This is a genomic window from Streptomyces millisiae (genome assembly GCF_031845425.1).
Lineage (GTDB): Bacteria > Actinomycetota > Actinomycetes > Streptomycetales > Streptomycetaceae > Streptomyces > Streptomyces millisiae.
Map to the genome: position 1 here is coordinate 1 of NZ_JAVREM010000027.1, position 16,577 is coordinate 16,577.

8 protein-coding genes, 1 tRNA gene and 2 rRNA genes are annotated in these 16,577 nt (G+C 71.7%); 10 read left to right on the top strand and 1 reads right to left on the bottom strand.

The window, feature by feature from the left end:
• The 3 genes from RNC47_RS20035 to RNC47_RS20045 form a co-directional block, all read left to right on the top strand.
• Positions 1-105: ribosomal RNA gene (locus RNC47_RS20035) — 23S ribosomal RNA — on the top strand; the annotation flags it as partial.
• A gap of 55 nt (positions 106-160) precedes the next feature.
• A 5S ribosomal RNA gene (gene rrf, locus RNC47_RS20040) occupies positions 161-277 on the top strand.
• 5 nt (positions 278-282) lie between these two features.
• Positions 283-355: transfer RNA gene (locus tag RNC47_RS20045), tRNA-Thr, on the top strand.
• Positions 356-408: 53 nt separating this feature from the next.
• Here the strand turns inward: RNC47_RS20045 and RNC47_RS20050 are convergent.
• Positions 409-3,018, bottom strand: a complete 2,610-nt coding sequence (locus RNC47_RS20050; protein WP_311600638.1) for a SpoIIE family protein phosphatase — start codon at positions 3,016-3,018, stop codon at positions 409-411.
• A 242-nt stretch (positions 3,019-3,260) separates the two neighbouring features.
• Between RNC47_RS20050 and RNC47_RS20055 the strand changes: the two genes are divergently transcribed.
• From RNC47_RS20055 to RNC47_RS20085, 7 genes are all read left to right on the top strand, one after another.
• A complete protein-coding gene (locus RNC47_RS20055; RefSeq protein WP_394814827.1) occupies positions 3,261-8,825 on the top strand; it encodes a HAMP domain-containing protein in 5,565 nt (1,854 codons plus the stop codon).
• A 413-nt stretch (positions 8,826-9,238) separates the two neighbouring features.
• The gene (locus RNC47_RS20060; protein WP_311600643.1) at positions 9,239-9,913 is read left to right on the top strand and encodes a response regulator; all 675 of its coding nucleotides are present in this window, start codon (positions 9,239-9,241) and stop codon (positions 9,911-9,913) included.
• An 80-nt stretch (positions 9,914-9,993) separates the two neighbouring features.
• The gene (locus RNC47_RS20065; RefSeq protein WP_311600644.1) at positions 9,994-12,723 is read left to right on the top strand and encodes a DNA translocase FtsK; all 2,730 of its coding nucleotides are present in this window, start codon (positions 9,994-9,996) and stop codon (positions 12,721-12,723) included.
• Between the two features lie 121 nt (positions 12,724-12,844).
• A complete protein-coding gene (locus RNC47_RS20070) occupies positions 12,845-13,666 on the top strand; it encodes a helix-turn-helix domain-containing protein (protein ID WP_311600646.1) in 822 nt (273 codons plus the stop codon).
• Between the two features lie 89 nt (positions 13,667-13,755).
• Positions 13,756-15,276: a 30S ribosomal protein S12 methylthiotransferase RimO gene (rimO, locus tag RNC47_RS20075; protein ID WP_311600648.1), complete on the top strand. Its 1,521-nt coding sequence runs from the start codon at positions 13,756-13,758 to the stop codon at positions 15,274-15,276.
• The gene (gene pgsA, locus RNC47_RS20080) at positions 15,273-15,941 is read left to right on the top strand and encodes a CDP-diacylglycerol--glycerol-3-phosphate 3-phosphatidyltransferase (RefSeq protein ID WP_311600650.1); all 669 of its coding nucleotides are present in this window, start codon (positions 15,273-15,275) and stop codon (positions 15,939-15,941) included. Before rimO ends, pgsA begins: the two co-directional genes overlap by 4 nt.
• Complete coding sequence (locus RNC47_RS20085; protein ID WP_311600652.1) at positions 15,931-16,500, top strand: CinA family protein; 570 nt, start codon at positions 15,931-15,933, stop codon at positions 16,498-16,500. Before pgsA ends, RNC47_RS20085 begins: the two co-directional genes overlap by 11 nt.
• Positions 16,501-16,577 lie beyond the last annotated feature (77 nt).

Consider the following 16,577-nt stretch of genomic DNA (forward strand, 5'->3'; position numbering starts at 1 on the left):
TTGATGGGGTAAGGCTCCCTGTAGACGACGGGGTTGATAGGCCGGAGATGGAAGCCTTGTGAGAGGTGGAGTTGACCGGTACTAATAGGCCGAGGGCTTGTCCATAGATGCTCGCGTCCACTGTGAAATCTCGACCGACCGGTCGGTGCCTTCAAAGGGTTCCGGTGGTCATGGCGGTGGGGAAACGCCCGGTTACATTCCGAACCCGGAAGCTAAGCCTGCCAGCGCCGATGGTACTGCATGGGGGACCGTGTGGGAGAGTAGGTCGCCGCCGGACATATCGCCCCAATAGCTCAGTCGGCAGAGCGTCTCCATGGTAAGGAGAAGGTCAACGGTTCGATTCCGTTTTGGGGCTCCGCAGTACTGAACCATCAGAAGGCCCCCGCCGTTTCGGCGGGGGCCTTTCTGCTATTCCGGGATCCGCAGGGTCAGGATGGCCATGTCGTCCGAGGGCGGGTTGGGGGCGAAGCGCTCGACGGCGCGCAGCACCCGCGCGGCCACCGCGCCGGCGGTGAGTCCGGTGCAGGGGGCGAGCACGTCCGCGAGGCCGTCGTCGCCCAACATCCGCGTGCCCTCCCGGCGTTCGGTGACGCCGTCCGTGACGCACAGCAGCACGTCACCCGGGTCGAGGGTGATGCTCTGCTCGAACAACTCCAGGTCGTCCATGACCCCCAGCAGCGGCTGCGGGCTGGCCGCCGGCTCCACCCGGCCGTCCGGGGTGAGCCGCAGCGGCAGCGGATGGCCGGCGCAGACCATCTTGAGGAGCGCGCCGCCCTCGGGCTTGGGCCACAGTTCGCCGTAGAGCAGCGTCAGAAAGCGGCCGCGCGGCCCCTCTTCGAGGATGGCGGCGTTGAGCCGCTCCAGGACGGCGGGACCGCCGAGCCCTTCGCGGGCCAGCAGCCGCAGCGCGTGCCGGGCGAGGCCGGTGACCGACGCGGCGAGCGGCCCCGTGCCGCAGACGTCCCCGATGGCGAAGCCGTACGCGCCCTCGCGGATGGGGAAGACGTCGTAGAAGTCGCCGCCCACCTCGTTGCCCTCGCCGGCGGCGCGGTAGATGACCTCCACGTCGACGCCGTCGATCTTCGGCAACTCCGGCGGCAGCAGGCTGCGTTGCAGGGACTGGCTGATGGCGGTGCGCTCGCTGTAGAGCCGGGCGTTGTCCAGCGCGAGGGCCGCCCGCCGCGACAGGTCCTCGGCGAGCTCCAGGATGTCCTGGCGGAACCGCTCGTCGGTGGGCTTGCCGAGGGCCAACAGGCCGATGACCCGGTTGCGGGCGATCAGCGGCAGCAGGATCGTCTCGCCGCCCACGGCCGCCGCCGTGCTCAGGCTGATGCCGGGCGGCTCGGACTCCGAGGGGAGCCGCCCCAGGCCGAGGCTGCGCAGCGAGGTGCGCAGCGCGGTGCTGCGCGCCGCCTCGGAGGGCGCCTGCCACAGGCGCACGCCGAGCGAGATGTCCGGGTCGGGCGGCTCGACCCGCTCCAGGAGCGCCTTGATGCCGTCGATGCGGTCCTCGTCCTCGTGCAGCACGTACGAGAGCACGGGCTCCGAGCCGGGCTCGGGGACGGTGTAGACGGCGCACCAGGTGGCCAGCGTGGGCACGGTCATCTGGGCCATCAGGGCCAGGGTCTGGTTGCGGTCGAGGGTGCCGGCGAGGAGTTCCGAGGCCTCGACGAGGAAGGCGAGCGAGCCGCGGCGCAGCCGTTCGAGCTCGGTCAGGCGGGCGGACTCGACGGCCAGCGCGATCCGGTCGGCGGCGAACTGGAGGCGCAGCGCCTCCTCGTTGCTGTAGCGGCCGGGCGTCTCGGAGGCGACGCCGAGCGAACCGGTCAGCCGGCCCTCCACCTTGAGGGGGACGGTGACCACGGCGTGCATGCCGGTGCCGGTGAGGAGCGGGACGGCGCCGGGGGCGCCGGCCAGGTCGTCGTGGACGGAGGGCATCCGGGCGGATCCGTAGCGGCCGCTGCCGGTCTCGACGGGGACGCGGGCGAAGCGCTGCCGGGCGGACGGGAGGCCCGTGGTGGCGCGCACCTCGAGCTCGGTCTCGTCGTCGGTGGCGAGCAGCAGGAAGGCGGCGTCGCCGTCGAGCATGTCCCTGGCACGCTCGACGGTGCGCTGGAGCAGGCTGTCGAGGTCGTCGGGGGGCGGGGAGCCGATGAGCGCGTCGAGCGGGTCGCCGTGGCCGCGGTCGAGGCCCTCGCCGCCGGACTGCAGGGGCAGCCGGATGGGGCTCTGCAGGATGGCGCGTTCCTGGTCGCGGACGATCAGACAGACGGTCGACGGGTCGCCCTTGGCGTCGCGGACGCGCAGGTGGCAGGCGTAGACGGGGACGGTGCGGCCCTCGGAGTCGCGCAGCCCGTAGCTGCCCTCCCAGCGGGAGAGCGCCAGCGCCTCGGCGATGCCGGTGCCGGTGCCCGGCGTCTGGGGCCAGGCGGCGAGGTCGGCGAGCGGCTTGCCGACGACCTGGTCGGCCCGGTAGCCGAAGAGCTCGGCGGCGTCCTCGTTCCAGACGGTGATGGTGTCGGTGCGGTCGACCTGGACGACGCCGACCCGGACTCTCGTCTCGCTGACGGGCAGGGCCTCGTCGGGGAGCACGGGGCCGGCCGAGCGGGTGCCGACGGGCAGCACCTGCTGGTCGAGACGGAACCACACGCACTTCTCGGACGGCGTGTAGTCGACGCCCCAGCGGGCGGCGAGCGCGGCGCACAGCAGCAGGCCGCGGCCGCCCTCGCTGTTGAGGTCGAGCTGGCCCCGGGAGACCTCGGCCATCGGCAGCTCGCGCTCGGGGTGGCGGTCGACGACCTCGATGCGGACGCCCTCCTTGTCGCGCAGACAGCGGACCTCGGCCGTCGTGCCGGCGTGCACCACGGCGTTGGTGACCAACTCGCTGGTGAGCACCACGGCGTCCTCGATGAGGTCGGCCAGGCCCCACCCCTGCAGGGTGTCCCGGACGAAGCCCCGCGCGGTCGCGACCGAGCGTCCAACCGGCTCGAAGGTGGCCGCAGCTCGCGCGGTGATCACGTCACTCCCCCAAAGAAGCTTGCTCGTTTCCTGACCTGGCGCCGCATGGCCGGCCGGAAGCCAGGTTACTGACGTCGGCGGCCACCATGGACGGCGCATCCGATGATTTCCCCCGGACCGGGAAAACAGTGCTATGCGATGCTGCCGAACTGTTATCGCCCGGTCGGTGGAGAGTGAAACACTGGGATGGCCCGACGCGAAAGCCCGGGTGGAACGGTCGATCCTGCGGGAGGGACACAGTGGTGTCTGAGGGAGCAGCGGCGCGCGCCGGCACGCGTGCGCGAACGAGGAGGTCGCGGGGCAGCGGAACGGTCGAAGTCGACGCCGTGGCCCTGAACCGGCTGCTCTCGGCCTTGGAGGCCATGCGAGACGGCAATCTGCGCAAGCGGTTGACGGTCACGGGCGACGGGCCGATGGCCGAGATCGCCGCGGTGTACAACGAGGTCGCGGACCGGGGGCTGCACGTCACGGGACAGCTGGCCGGGGTGCGCCGGCTGGTCGGCCGGGAGGGCCGGCTGACCGAGCGGCTGGAGACGGGCGTCTGCGAGGGCGCCTGGGGCAAGGCCATCGACGATGTGAACGGCCTGGTGGAGGACGTCACGGGGCCGCTGTCCGAGGTGGGCCGGGTGCTCTCGGCCGTGGAGGACGGCGACCTCGGGCAGCGCATGGAGCTGCGGGTGCCGGGGGACCGGCAGGGCACGTGGCGGCCGTTGCGCGGCGAGTTCCTGAAGACGAGCCGCACGGTGAACGGGCTGGTCGACCAGCTTTCGGCGTTCCACGACGAGGTCACGCGGATCGCGCGCGAGGTCGGCACCGAGGGCAAGCTGGGCGGTCAGGCCGAGGACCGCGGGATGTTCGGGCCGTGGCGGGAGCTGACGGACTCGGTCAACACGATGGCGCTGCGGCTGACGGCGCAGCTGCGTGACATCACCCAGGTGACCAAGGCGGTGGCCAACGGCGACCTGTCGCGCAAGGTGACGGTGCACGTCGCCGGCGAGATGCAGGAGCTGAAGGACACCGTGAACGGCATGGTGGACCAGCTCTCCTCGTTCCAGGAGGAGGTGACCCGGGTCGCCCGCGAGGTGGGCACCGAGGGCGTGTTCGGCGGGCAGGCGCGGGTGGACGGGGTGGACGGGGTCTGGAAGGACCTCACCGACTCCGTGAACTCGATGGCCGCGAACCTGACCGCGCAGGTGCGCGAGATCGCGCATGTGACGACGGCGGTGGCCAACGGCGACCTGACGCAGCGGATCACGGTGCGGGCGCGCGGCGAGTTCGCCCAGCTCGCGGACACCATCAACGGCATGACCGAGACGCTGCGCGCGTTCGCGGACGAGGTGACGCGCACGGCGACGGAGATCGGCACCGAGGGCGCCCTGGGCGGCCAGGCGCGGGTGCAGGGCGTCGCCGGCACGTGGAAGGACCTGACGGACTCGGTCAACACGGCGTTCCGCAACCTCACGGCGCAGGTTCGGGACATCGCGCAGGTCACCTCGGCGGTGGCCAACGGCGACCTGTCGCGCAAGGTGACCGTCGACGTCCGTGGCGAGATGCTGGAGTTGAAGAACACCGTCAACCGGACGGTGGACCAGCTGTCGTCGTTCCAGTCCGAGGTCACCCGGGTGGCGCGGGAGATCGGCGACGAGGGCGTGCTGGGCGGACAGGCGTCGGTGCTGGGGGTGGCCGGGGCCTGGAAGGACCTGACGGACTCGGTGAACACCGCGTTCCGTAACCTGACGGAGCAGGTCCGCAACATCGCGCAGGTCACGACGGCGGTGGCCAACGGCGACCTGTCGCAGAAGGTCACCGTGGACGTGTCCGGCGAGATGCTGGAGCTGAAGAGCACGGTCAACCGGATGGTCCAGCAGCTGTCGTCGTTCGCTGACCAGGTGACGCGGGTGGCCACCGAGGTGGGCATCGAGGGCCGGCTCGGCGGTCAGGCGCAGGTCGAGGGCGTCTCCGGCACCTGGAAGGCGCTGACCGACTCGGTGAACGAGATGGCGTCGAACCTGACGCGGCAGGTGCGGAACATCGCGCAGGTGACGACGGCGGTGGCGCGGGGTGATCTCTCGCAGAAGATCGACGTCGACGCGCGGGGCGAGATCCTCGAGCTCAAGAACACCGTGAACACGATGGTGGACCAGCTGTCCTCGTTCGCCGAGCAGGTGACGCGGGTGGCCCGCGAGGTGGGAACCGACGGGCGGCTCGGTGGCCAGGCACAGGTGTCCGGGGTGGCGGGCACGTGGCGTGCGTTGACGGACTCGGTGAACGGCATGGCCTCCAACCTGACCGACCAGGTGCGGGCGATCGCCCAGGTCGCGACGGCGGTGGCGCGCGGTGACCTCTCGCAGAAGATCACGGTGGACGCCAAGGGCGAGATCCTGGAGCTGAAGGACACCCTCAACACGATGGTGGACCAGCTGTCGTCCTTCGCCGAGGAGGTGACCCGGGTCGCCCGCGAGGTGGGCACGGAGGGTCGGCTGGGGGGCCAGGCGAAGGTGGACGGCGTGGCCGGCACCTGGAAGGACCTCACCCAGTCCGTCAACGGCATGGCCAACAACCTGACGCTGCAGGTGCGTCAGATCGCGGACGTCACGACCGCGGTGGCCGAGGGCGACCTGACCAGGAAGATCACGGTCGACGCCCAGGGCGAGATCCTGGTGCTGGTCAACACGGTGAACACGATGGTCGACCAGCTGTCCTCGTTCGCGGACCAGGTGACGCGGGTGGCGCGCGAGGTGGGCACCGAGGGCCGGCTCGGCGGCCAGGCCCAGGTGCGGGGCGTCTCGGGCACGTGGAAGGACCTGACCGACAACGTCAACCTGATGGCGGCCAACCTGACCAGTCAGGTGCGGAACATCTCCGAGGTCGCCATGGCCGTGGCCGACGGCGAGCTGACCAAGAAGGTCACCGTGGAGGCCAGCGGCGAGGTGGCACAGCTCGCGGACACCGTCAACCGGATGGTGGACCAGCTCTCGTCGTTCGCGGCCGAGGTGACGCGGGTGGCGCGCGAGGTGGGCACCGAGGGCCAGCTCGGCGGCCAGGCCGAGGTGCCCGGGGTGTCCGGCACCTGGCGGGACCTGACCGACTCCGTGAACGAGATGGCGTCCAACCTCACGGGACAGGTCCGCAACATCACGATGGTCACCATGGCCATCGCGCAGGGCGATCTGACGAAGAAGATCGACATCGACGCGCGCGGGGAGATCCTGGAGCTCAAGGAGACCCTGAACACGATGGTCGACCAGCTGTCGCTCTTCGCCGACCAGGTCACCAAGGTGGCCCGTGAGGTGGGCATCGAGGGGCAGTTGGGCGGTCAGGCGCTGGTGCCGGGCGTGGCGGGGACCTGGAAGGACCTCACGGACTCGGTGAACGAGATGGCGGGGAACCTGACCCGTCAGGTGCGGGGCATCGCCCGGGTGGCGAACTTCGTGACCAGGGGCGACCACAGCGTGCGGATCGACACGGACGCGGCCGGCGAGATCCTGGTGGTGCAGGAGAACATCAACCGGATGGTGACCGACCTGCGCGACACCACGCTGAAGACCAAGGAACAGGACTGGCTCAAGAGCAACCTGGCCCGGATCTCGGCGCTGATGCAGGGGCGGCGCGACCTGAAGGACGTGGCCAGCCTGATCATGAGCGAGCTGGTGCCGACGGTCACGGCGCAGCACGGCGCGTTCTTCCTCTCGGTGCCGGCCGACGGCGACCTGGACGTGGTGGCGGGGCCGGTCGAGGACGGCAGCTACGAGCTGCGGATGATCGGTTCCTACGGCTACGCGGCCGGCGCGCACGGGATGTCGTTCCGGCCGGGCGAGTCGCTGGTGGGCACGGCGGCCGAGGAGCGGCGGATGATCCTGTTCGGGCCGACGCCCGAGGGCTATCTGAAGATCTCCTCGGGGCTGGGCGAGGCGCCGCCGGTGCACGGGGTGGTGCTGCCGGTGCAGTTCACCGACCGGGTGCTCGGGGTGCTCGAACTCGCGTCGTTCAAGCCGTTCACGCAGATCGAGCGCGACTTCCTCGAGCAGATGGCCGAGATGATCGCGACCAGCGTCAACACCATCAGCGTGAACACCCGGACGGAGATGCTGCTGAAGCAGTCGCAGGAGTTGGCCGAGCGGCTCCAGGAGCAGACCGGCGAGCTGGAGGCGCAGCGCAAGGAGCTCCAGGACCGGAACGCGGAGCTGCGCGAGAAGGCGGACCTGCTGGCGGAGACCAACCGGCGCATCGAGGTGAAGAACTCGGAGATCGAGGAGGCCAGGCGCGGACTGCAGGAGCGCGCCGAGCAGTTGGCCGTCTCGATGCGGTACAAGTCCGAGTTCCTGGCGAACATGTCGCACGAGCTGCGGACGCCGTTGAACTCGCTGCTGATCCTGGCGAAGCTGCTGGCGGACAACGCGGAGTCGAACCTGTCGCCGAAGCAGGTGGAGTTCGCGGAGACGATCCACGGGGCGGGCTCCGACCTGTTGCAGCTGATCAACGACATCCTGGACCTGTCGAAGGTCGAGGCGGGGAAGATGGACGTGAGTCCGACCCGGATCGCCCTGGTGCAGCTGGTGGACTACATCGAGGCGTCGTTCCGGCCGTTGACGGCGGAGAAGAACCTGGAGTTCTCGGTGCGGGTGTCGCCGGAGCTGCCGGCGACGCTGCACACGGACGAGCAGCGGCTGTTGCAGGTGTTGCGGAACCTGCTGTCGAACGCGGTGAAGTTCACCGACACCGGCTCGGTGGAGCTGGTGATCCGGCCGGCGGGCGGCGAGGTGCCGGACGAGATCCGGCAGCAGATGCTGGAGAACGGCTCGGTGTTGACGGCGGACGCGCCGCTGGTGGCGTTCGCGGTCTCGGACACCGGGATCGGCATCGCGGCCAGCAAGATGCGGGTGATCTTCGAGGCGTTCAAGCAGGCGGACGGCACGACCAGCCGGAAGTACGGGGGCACGGGGCTCGGCCTGTCGATCTCCCGGGAGTTCGCGCGGCTGCTGGGCGGGGAGATCCACGCGGCGAGCGAGCCGGGGCGTGGTTCGACGTTCACGCTGTTCCTGCCGTTGCAGCCGACGGAGCTGCCGCCGCCCGGCTACGGGCAGTTGACGCCGGGGACGCTGGCGGCCGCGGAGCCGCGGGTCGAGTCGTCCGAGGAGGACGCGGCGGCCGAGGCGGCGCCCGAGGCCGGCGGCGCCGAGGGGCCGCGGGCGTTGCCGCCCGGTCCCTCCGCCGGGGGCGGCGCCGTGTTCGGCACGGCGGCCGACCGGGAGCGGGAGAGCCGCAAGGCGTCGATCGCGGCGGAGCGGGCGGCGGAGTCGCTGACCCGGCGGCACCGCGAGCGGTTCGCGGAGAACGGCGCGCAGGCCGGTGACCGGCGGGAGCGGCAGGAGGCGGTGGCCGAGGTGGATGACCAGGAGCAGGCGCGGCGCCGCGCCTTCCGGGACTTCCGTGGCCGGAAGGTGCTGATCGTCGACGACGACGTGCGCAACGTGTTCGCGCTGACCAGCGTGTTGGAGCAGAACGGACTGCGGGTGCTGTACGCCGAGAACGGGCGGGAGGGCATCGAGGTCCTGGAGTCCAACGAGGACATCGCGCTGGTGCTGATGGACATCATGATGCCGGAGATGGACGGTTACGCGACGACGGCGGCGATCCGGCGGATGCCGCAGTTCTCGGGGCTGCCGATCATCGCGCTGACGGCGAAGGCGATGAAGGGCGACGAGGAGAAGAGCATGGAGGCCGGCGCGTCCGCGCACGTCACCAAGCCCGTCGACACCGACCACCTGTTGGGCGTCATGAGCGAGTGGATGGAGGGACCGGCCTGATCCGCGCCCCGCGCGGGCCGGCGGGAACTCCCCGGCTCGCGCGGGCGTTTCGGGTATGGGCGCGGCGGATCACAGGGGTGGCCTGTCGCGGCCGGACGGGTTCGCCGGTCTCGGGTGTGCGTGGTATCGTGACGCAGCGCAATGCGCTGATCACTGGGCGCCTTGCGTTTCTGGCCGCTGGACGAGTGGCCAGAGGGTTTCCTGGTGAAGCGGGGGTTGGGCCGGAGGGTTTTCGGCTTCTCGCAACGACGCGAGGGCCCCCGGAATCCACCGCGTGCATTGCGCGGCGGGCCGGGCTCGCTGGCATCGATGCCGGCGTGGATGCCAACATGTCCGGCATAGGACCGGGCGGCTGAGGGTGCCGTCCACAACGGCGACGCTCGGCGGCGTCGCAGGGGCGAGGAGGACGGGCCATGGTGCAGAAGGCCAAGATCCTCCTGGTCGATGACCGGCCCGAGAATCTGCTGGCGCTCGAGGCGATTCTCTCGGCGCTCGATCAGACGCTGGTCCGGGCATCGTCAGGGGAGGAAGCGCTCAAGGCGCTGCTCACAGAGGACTTCGCGGTGATCCTGCTTGACGTCCAGATGCCTGGCATGGACGGCTTCGAGACCGCGGCACACATCAAGCGGCGTGAGCGCACCCGCGACATCCCCATCATCTTTCTCACGGCCATCAACCACGGCCCGCACCACACCTTCCGCGGCTACGCGGCGGGCGCGGTGGACTACATCTCCAAGCCGTTCGACCCGTGGGTGCTGCGGGCCAAGGTGTCGGTCTTCGTCGACCTGCACATGAAGAACGTGCAGCTGCGCGAGCAGGCGGCACTGCTGCGCCTCGAGTTGGACGGCGGGCAGGCGCAGTCCGACACCGAGCGGGGTTCTGGCGGCCTCCTCCCGGAGCTGTCGGCGCGGCTGGCCGCGGTGGAGGAGCAGGCCGAGGTGCTGTCCAAGGAGCTGGCCGAGTCCGGTGGCGGGGCCGCGGTGTCGACCGCCGCCCACCTGGAGCGGAAGCTGGCCGGTCTGCGGAGCGCGCTCGACGCGCTGCAGCCGGGAGCGGGTGGGTCGGCGCCGGGCGACCCTTCGGCGTAGGGTCGGCGGCGGGTCTGACGGCGTCTCAGGGGCGCGTGGGGTCCGTGCCCCGGCGGTGAGAGCCGGGTAACCTCACCCTCATGGCCTCACGTACGTCCGGCAAGGGTCCCCAGAACGCGCGCGCCGGGCAGAGCGGCGGGGGAGCGGCCAGGAAATCGGCGCCGGCCAAGCGGGCGCCCGCGAAGAAGGCCGCGGCCAAGCCACCCGCGCCGACGCCCAACATCGTGATGCGTGTGCTGCGCGGCGTGTGGCTGGGCATCGCGCACCCGGTCGGCGCGCTGCTGCGTGGCATAGGGCGGGGCGCCAAGGGGCTCGACCCCGCCCACCGCAAGGACGGCCTCGCGCTGCTGCTGCTCGGCCTCACGCTGGTGATCGCGGCCGGCACCTGGTCGAACCTGCGGGGCCCGGTCGGCGAGCTGGTCACGATGTTGGTCACCGGTGCGCTCGGTCGCCTCGACCTGGTCTTCCCGCTGGTGCTCGGATACATCGCCGTGCGGCTGATCAGGCATCCGGAGAAGGAGGAGGCCAACGGGCGGATCGTGATCGGGCTCAGCGCGCTGCTGCTCGGCGTGCTCGGCCTGGTGCACGTCGCCGCCGGCGCCCCGGGCGCCAGCGAGGGCGAGCAGGCGGTGCGGAACGCCGGCGGTCAGCTCGGTCTGGTCGCCTCCCGGCCGCTGATCCTGGCCATGGGGGAGCCGCTGGCCGTGGCCCTGCTGGGGCTGCTGACGGTGTTCGGGCTGCTCGTGGTCACCGCGACGCCGGTCAACGCGATCCCCAGGAGGCTGCGCGAGGGCGCCATCCGGCTCGGCCTGCTGACGGACGACCGGCCGCGGCACGAGCGCGGCGACGACGGCTTCACCCCCGAGCGTTACTGGGACGACGACGAGCGGCCGGCCGCCCGAGGCGTCCCCGGTCCCGAGGAGGACGGCCAGGAGCGGGCCGAGCGGGCCGCGCTCGAGTCCCGGCGGCGCTCGCGGCGGTCCGCCGGCCGCTCGTCCGAGGGGGCCGACCCGGTCGACGTGGCGGCCGCTGCAGCCGCCTCGCTGGACGGCGCGGTGCTGCACGGGGTGCAGCCCTCGCCGCTGGTCGCCGACCTCAGCAGCCGTGTCTCGGGCGGCACGCGCCGCTCCCGGGCGAAGGGCGAGGAGCGCGACGACCACGCCGACGGCGAGCCGGCGGACGAGGCGTCGGAGGCGGTCGTGGAACCGGTGGCGCCCCGGAAGGCCGGCCGGGCCGCGCCGGCCGGGGGGAGCACCGTCCCCGACCTGACCAAGAGCGCGCCGGCGCCGGCCGAGCCGCTGCCGCCGCGCGCCGAACAGCTCCAGCTCTCCGGCGACATCACCTACGCGCTGCCCTCGCTCGAACTGCTGCGGCGCGGTGGCCCGGGCCGCAGCCGCAGCGCCGCGAACGACGCCGTGGTGGAGTCGTTGACCACCGTCTTCACCGAGTTCAAGGTGGACGCCCGGGTCACCGGTTTCACCCGGGGGCCGACGGTCACCCGCTACGAGGTGGAGCTCGGCCCCGCGGTGAAGGTCGAGAAGATCACGGCGCTGGCCAGGAACATCGCCTACGCGGTGGCCAGCCCCGACGTCCGCATCATCAGCCCGATCCCCGGCAAGTCGGCCGTGGGCATCGAGATCCCCAACAGCGACCGCGAGATGGTCAACCTGGGGGACGTGCTGCGCACCGCGGACGCGGTCGGCGAGGACCACCCGCTGGTGGTCGGGCTCGGCAAGGACGTCGAGGGCGGCTATGTGACGGCCAATCTGGCCAAGACGCCGCACATGCTGGTGGCCGGCGCCACCGGCTCCGGCAAGTCGTCCTGCGTCAACTGCCTGATCACCTCGGTGATGATGCGGGCCACCCCGGAGGACGTGCGCCTGGTGCTGGTCGACCCCAAGCGGGTGGAGCTGACGGCGTACGAGGGCATCCCGCACCTGATCACCCCGATCATCACCAACCCCAAGCGGGCCGCCGAGGCGTTGCAGTGGGTGGTGCGCGAGATGGACCTGCGCTACGACGACCTGGCCGCCTTCGGCTACCGGCACATCGACGACTTCAACGCGGCGGTGCGCGCCGGCAAGGTCACGGCGCCGCCCGGCAGCGAGCGCGAGCTGGCGCCCTACCCGTACCTGCTGGTCATCGTGGACGAGCTGGCCGACCTGATGATGGTGGCCCCGCGCGACGTGGAGGACGCGATCGTCCGGATCACCCAGCTCGCCCGGGCCGCCGGGATCCACCTGGTGCTGGCCACCCAGCGGCCGAGCGTGGACGTGGTCACCGGCCTGATCAAGGCCAACGTGCCGTCGCGGCTGGCGTTCGCCACCTCCTCGCTGGCCGACAGCCGCGTCATCCTCGACCAGGCGGGTGCCGAGAAGCTGATCGGCAAGGGCGACGGCCTCTTCCTGCCGATGGGCGCGAGCAAGGCCATCCGGATGCAGGGCGCGTTCGTCACCGAGGAGGAGGTGGCGGCGGTCGTCGCGCACTGCAAGGAGCAGATGGCGCCGGTCTTCCGGGACGACGTCACGGTCTCCTCGGGCAGGAAGCGGGAGATCGACGAGGAGATCGGGGACGACCTCGACCTGCTGTGCCAGGCGGCGGAGCTGGTGGTCTCCACGCAGTTCGGCTCGACCTCGATGCTGCAGCGGAAGCTGCGGGTGGGCTTCGCCAAGGCGGGGCGGCTGATGGACCTGATGGAGTCGCGTGGGGTGGTGGGCCCGAGCGAGGGATCGAAGGCCAGGGACGTGCTGGTCAAGCCGGACGAGCTGGATGGCGTGCTCGCGCTGATCCGGGGGGAGACTCCCGGCTAGGTGGCGGCAAGAGGACCATCCTGTTGGCCCACAATTCAGGTCGGCCCGGTTGCTCGTTCCCTTCGCGCCGCCCCTAGACTTATAAGCACAGCACGCGGCTCCACGCTCGAAAGGCGCCCCCGTGTCCAATGGCAACCCCTCAGCCAAGGACCGGCCTTCCGTCGGTCGTACCCTCCAACAGGCGCGTGTCGACGCGAAACTGACCGTGGACGAGGTCAGCGCGGCCACGCGTGTGCGTATCCCCATCGTGCAGGCCATCGAACGGGACGACTTCTCCCGATGTGGTGGCGACGTCTACGCACGCGGGCACATTCGCACATTTGCGCGAGCGGTGGGTCTCGATCCGGCTGAGGTGATCGCGCTCTACAACGAGCAGCAGGGCGAGCAGCCGCCGCCCACGCTGTCGTCCGGGCCGCTGTTCGAGGCCGAGCGGATCCGTCCCGAGCCGCGCCGGCCCAACTGGACGGCCGCCATGGTGGCCGCGATCGTCGCGGTCATCGGCTTCGTGGGCTTCACCTTCTTCAGCGGGAGCGACCAGGCGGACCCCGGCGCGGTGGCGGAGGGCGCCTCGACGCCCGGCGCCTCGCCCGAGGAGGAGCCCGAGCCCGGCGGCGAGCCGCAGGAGGAGGTCACGGAGGAGGAGCCCGATCCGTCGGAGAGCGCGGTGGCCGCCGCGCCGGACGACAAGGTGACGGTCCAGGCCACCGTCGAGGGCGGCTCCAGCTGGGTTTCGGCCAAGAACGGAAACGGTGAACTGATCTTCGAGGGCGTCCTCCAGGACGGGGACTCGCAGATCTTCACCGACGACGAGCAGATCGACGTGGTGCTCGGCAACGCCGGGGTCGTCTCGCTGCGCGTCAACGGCAAGGACATCGACAGCGACTTCGAGACGGGCCAGGTCCAGCGCCTGACCTACACCCCGGGCGACCCCGAGGAGGGGTGAGCCTCCCGCCCGGCGCGGCCGGCCCGGGCCCGGGGCCGGGAAGCCCGGCCCCGGCGGGCGGCGTGGCCGGGACAAAGTAGGCTGACCCCATGCCCGATCGCCGTACCGTCGCCCTGGTCACCCTTGGTTGCGCCCGTAATGAGGTGGACTCGGAAGAGCTTGCGGGGCGTCTGGCCGCGGACGGCTGGGAGCTGGTGGACGACGCCGCCGACGCCGAGGTCGCCGTCGTCAACACCTGCGGCTTCGTGGAGGCCGCCAAGAAGGACTCCGTCGACGCCCTGCTCGAGGCCAGCGAGCTCAAGTCGGCGCCCGGCGAGGGCGCCGGGCGCACCCGGGCGGTGGTGGCCGTCGGCTGCATGGCGGAACGGTACGGCAAGGAGCTGGCCGACGCGCTGCCCGAGGCCGACGCGGTGCTGGGCTTCGACGACTACGCCGACATCTCCGAGCGCCTGCGCACCATCCTCTCCGGCGGCGTGCACGCCCCGCACGTCCCGCGCGACCGGCGCAAGCTGCTGCCCATCAGCCCCGCCGAGCGGCAGAACGCGGACGTCGCCCTGCCCGGCCACGGCGCGGCCGCCATCGCCGACCTGCCGGTCGGGCTCGCCCCGGCGTCCGGGCCGCGGGCCCCGCTGCGGCGGCGCCTGGGCGGCGGGCCCGTGGCGTCCGTGAAGCTCGCCTCCGGGTGCGACCGGCGGTGCACCTTCTGCGCCATCCCGTCCTTCCGCGGCTCCTTCATCTCACGGCGGCCCTCCGACGTGCTGGGCGAGGTGCGTTGGCTGGCCGAGCAGGGCGTCAGAGAGATCATGCTGGTCTCCGAGAACAACACCTCCTACGGCAAGGACCTCGGCGACATCCGCCTGCTGGAGACGCTGCTGCCCGAACTGGCCGCCGTCGACGGCGTCGAGCGGATCCGGGTGAGCTACCTGCAGCCGGCCGAGATGCGGCCCGGGCTGATCGACGTGCTCACCGGCACCGAGAAGGTCGCCCCGTACTTCGACCTGTCCTTCCAGCACTCGGCGCCCGGCGTGCTGCGCGCCATGCGGCGCTTCGGCGACACCGAGCGCTTCCTCGACCTGCTGGACACCATCCGGGCCAAGGCGCCGCTGGCCGGCGTCCGCTCCAACTTCATCGTCGGCTTCCCCGGCGAGACCGAGGACGACCTCGCGGAGCTCGAACGCTTCCTCACCGCGGCCAGACTCGACGCCATCGGCGTCTTCGGCTACTCGGACGAGGAGGGCACAGAGGCGGCCGGCTACGCCGAGAAGAACCCGCCCGAGGTGGTGGCCGAGCGGCTGGCCCACGTCACCCAGCTGGCCGAGGAGCTGATCGGGCAGCGCGCCGAGGAGCGGGTGGGCGAGCGGTCCCGCGTGCTGATTGAGTCCGTGGAGCCGGAGGACGGCGTCGAGGGGGACGTGGTCGCGGTGGGACGCGGCGAGCACCAGGCGCCCGAGACGGACGGCCAGATCCTGGTCACCGCGCCGGAGGCGGGCGCGGTCACGCCCAGGGTCGGGGACTTCGTGGACACCGAGATCGTCTCCGCGCAGGGCGTGGATCTCGTCGCCGTGGCGCTGCCGGCCGTGGTCGGCACCGCCGCGGAGGGCGGAAGATGACGGACACGCCGACCTCGGCCGCCGGCAAGGGCCGCGCGGTCGACCCCCGCCAGGGCCCGTCGGCGCCCGGCGGTCGCCCGGGGCAGCCGGCGGCGAGCCTGTGGAACATCGCCAACGTGCTCACCATGGTGCGGCTGCTGCTGGTGCCCGGCTTCGTGCTGCTGATGCTGGCCGACGGCGGGCACGACCCGGCCTGGCGGTCGCTGGCCTGGGCCGCCTTCACCGTGGCCATGATCACCGATCTCTTCGACGGGGAGCTCGCCAGGCGGTACAACCTGGTCACCGACTTCGGCAAGATCGCCGACCCGATAGCGGACAAGGCGATCATGGGCGCGGCGCTGATCTGCCTGTCGGTGCTGTCCGACCTGCCCTGGTGGGTGACGGTGGTGATCCTGGTGCGCGAGCTGGGGATCACGGTGCTGCGGTTCTGGGTGATCAGGCACGGGGTGATCCCGGCCAGCCGGGGCGGCAAGCTCAAGACCCTGGCCCAGGGGGTGGCGGTCGGGATGTACATCCTCGCGCTGACCGGGCCGCTGGCCACCCTGCGGTGGTGGGCGATGGCGGCGGCCGTCGCGCTGACCGTGGTCACCGGCCTCGACTATGTGCGACAGGCGGTCGTGCTGCGCCGGGCCGGGCTCGCCAGGGAGCGCTCCGGTGGGCGGTGACCTCTCGGCCGCGGAGCCGGCCGTCGCCGAGCAGGTGCTCGAGCTGCTGAACCGCCGCGGGGAGACGGTCGCGGCCGCCGAGTCGCTGACCGGCGGTCTCGTCGCGGCGGCGCTGACCGCGGCGCCCGGCGCCTCGCGGTCCTTCGTCGGCTCCGTGACGGCCTACGCCACGGCCGTCAAACGCGAGGTGCTCGGGGTGGCCGGCGACCTGCTCGCCGAGCGCGGCGCCGTGGACGCCGAGGTGGCCAGGCAGCTGGCCAGCGGGGTGCGGGGGCTGATCGGCGCCGACTGGGGCGTCGCGACCACGGGGGTGGCCGGCCCCGAGCCGCAGGACGGCCAGCCCGTGGGGACCGTCTATGTGGCGGTTTCGGCGCCGGGAACCGGGGGAGTCGTGGCCCAACGGCTCAACCTGCGTGGGGACAGGGCGACGATCCGTGCGGAGAGCGTGCGGGCGGCCCTCGTCCTGCTGCGGAACGAGCTGGTTCAGCACGGGCACCGGGGCCCGCGAGCGGCACAGGATACGGAACAGAACGGAGACGATGGATGTTTGCAGCCCTGAGTGAACAAGACATCGCTCCCCGCGCGGTTGGAGTCCGAGGCGGTACGGTGGGGCATGAAGCAAGCGAGGCCAACGGT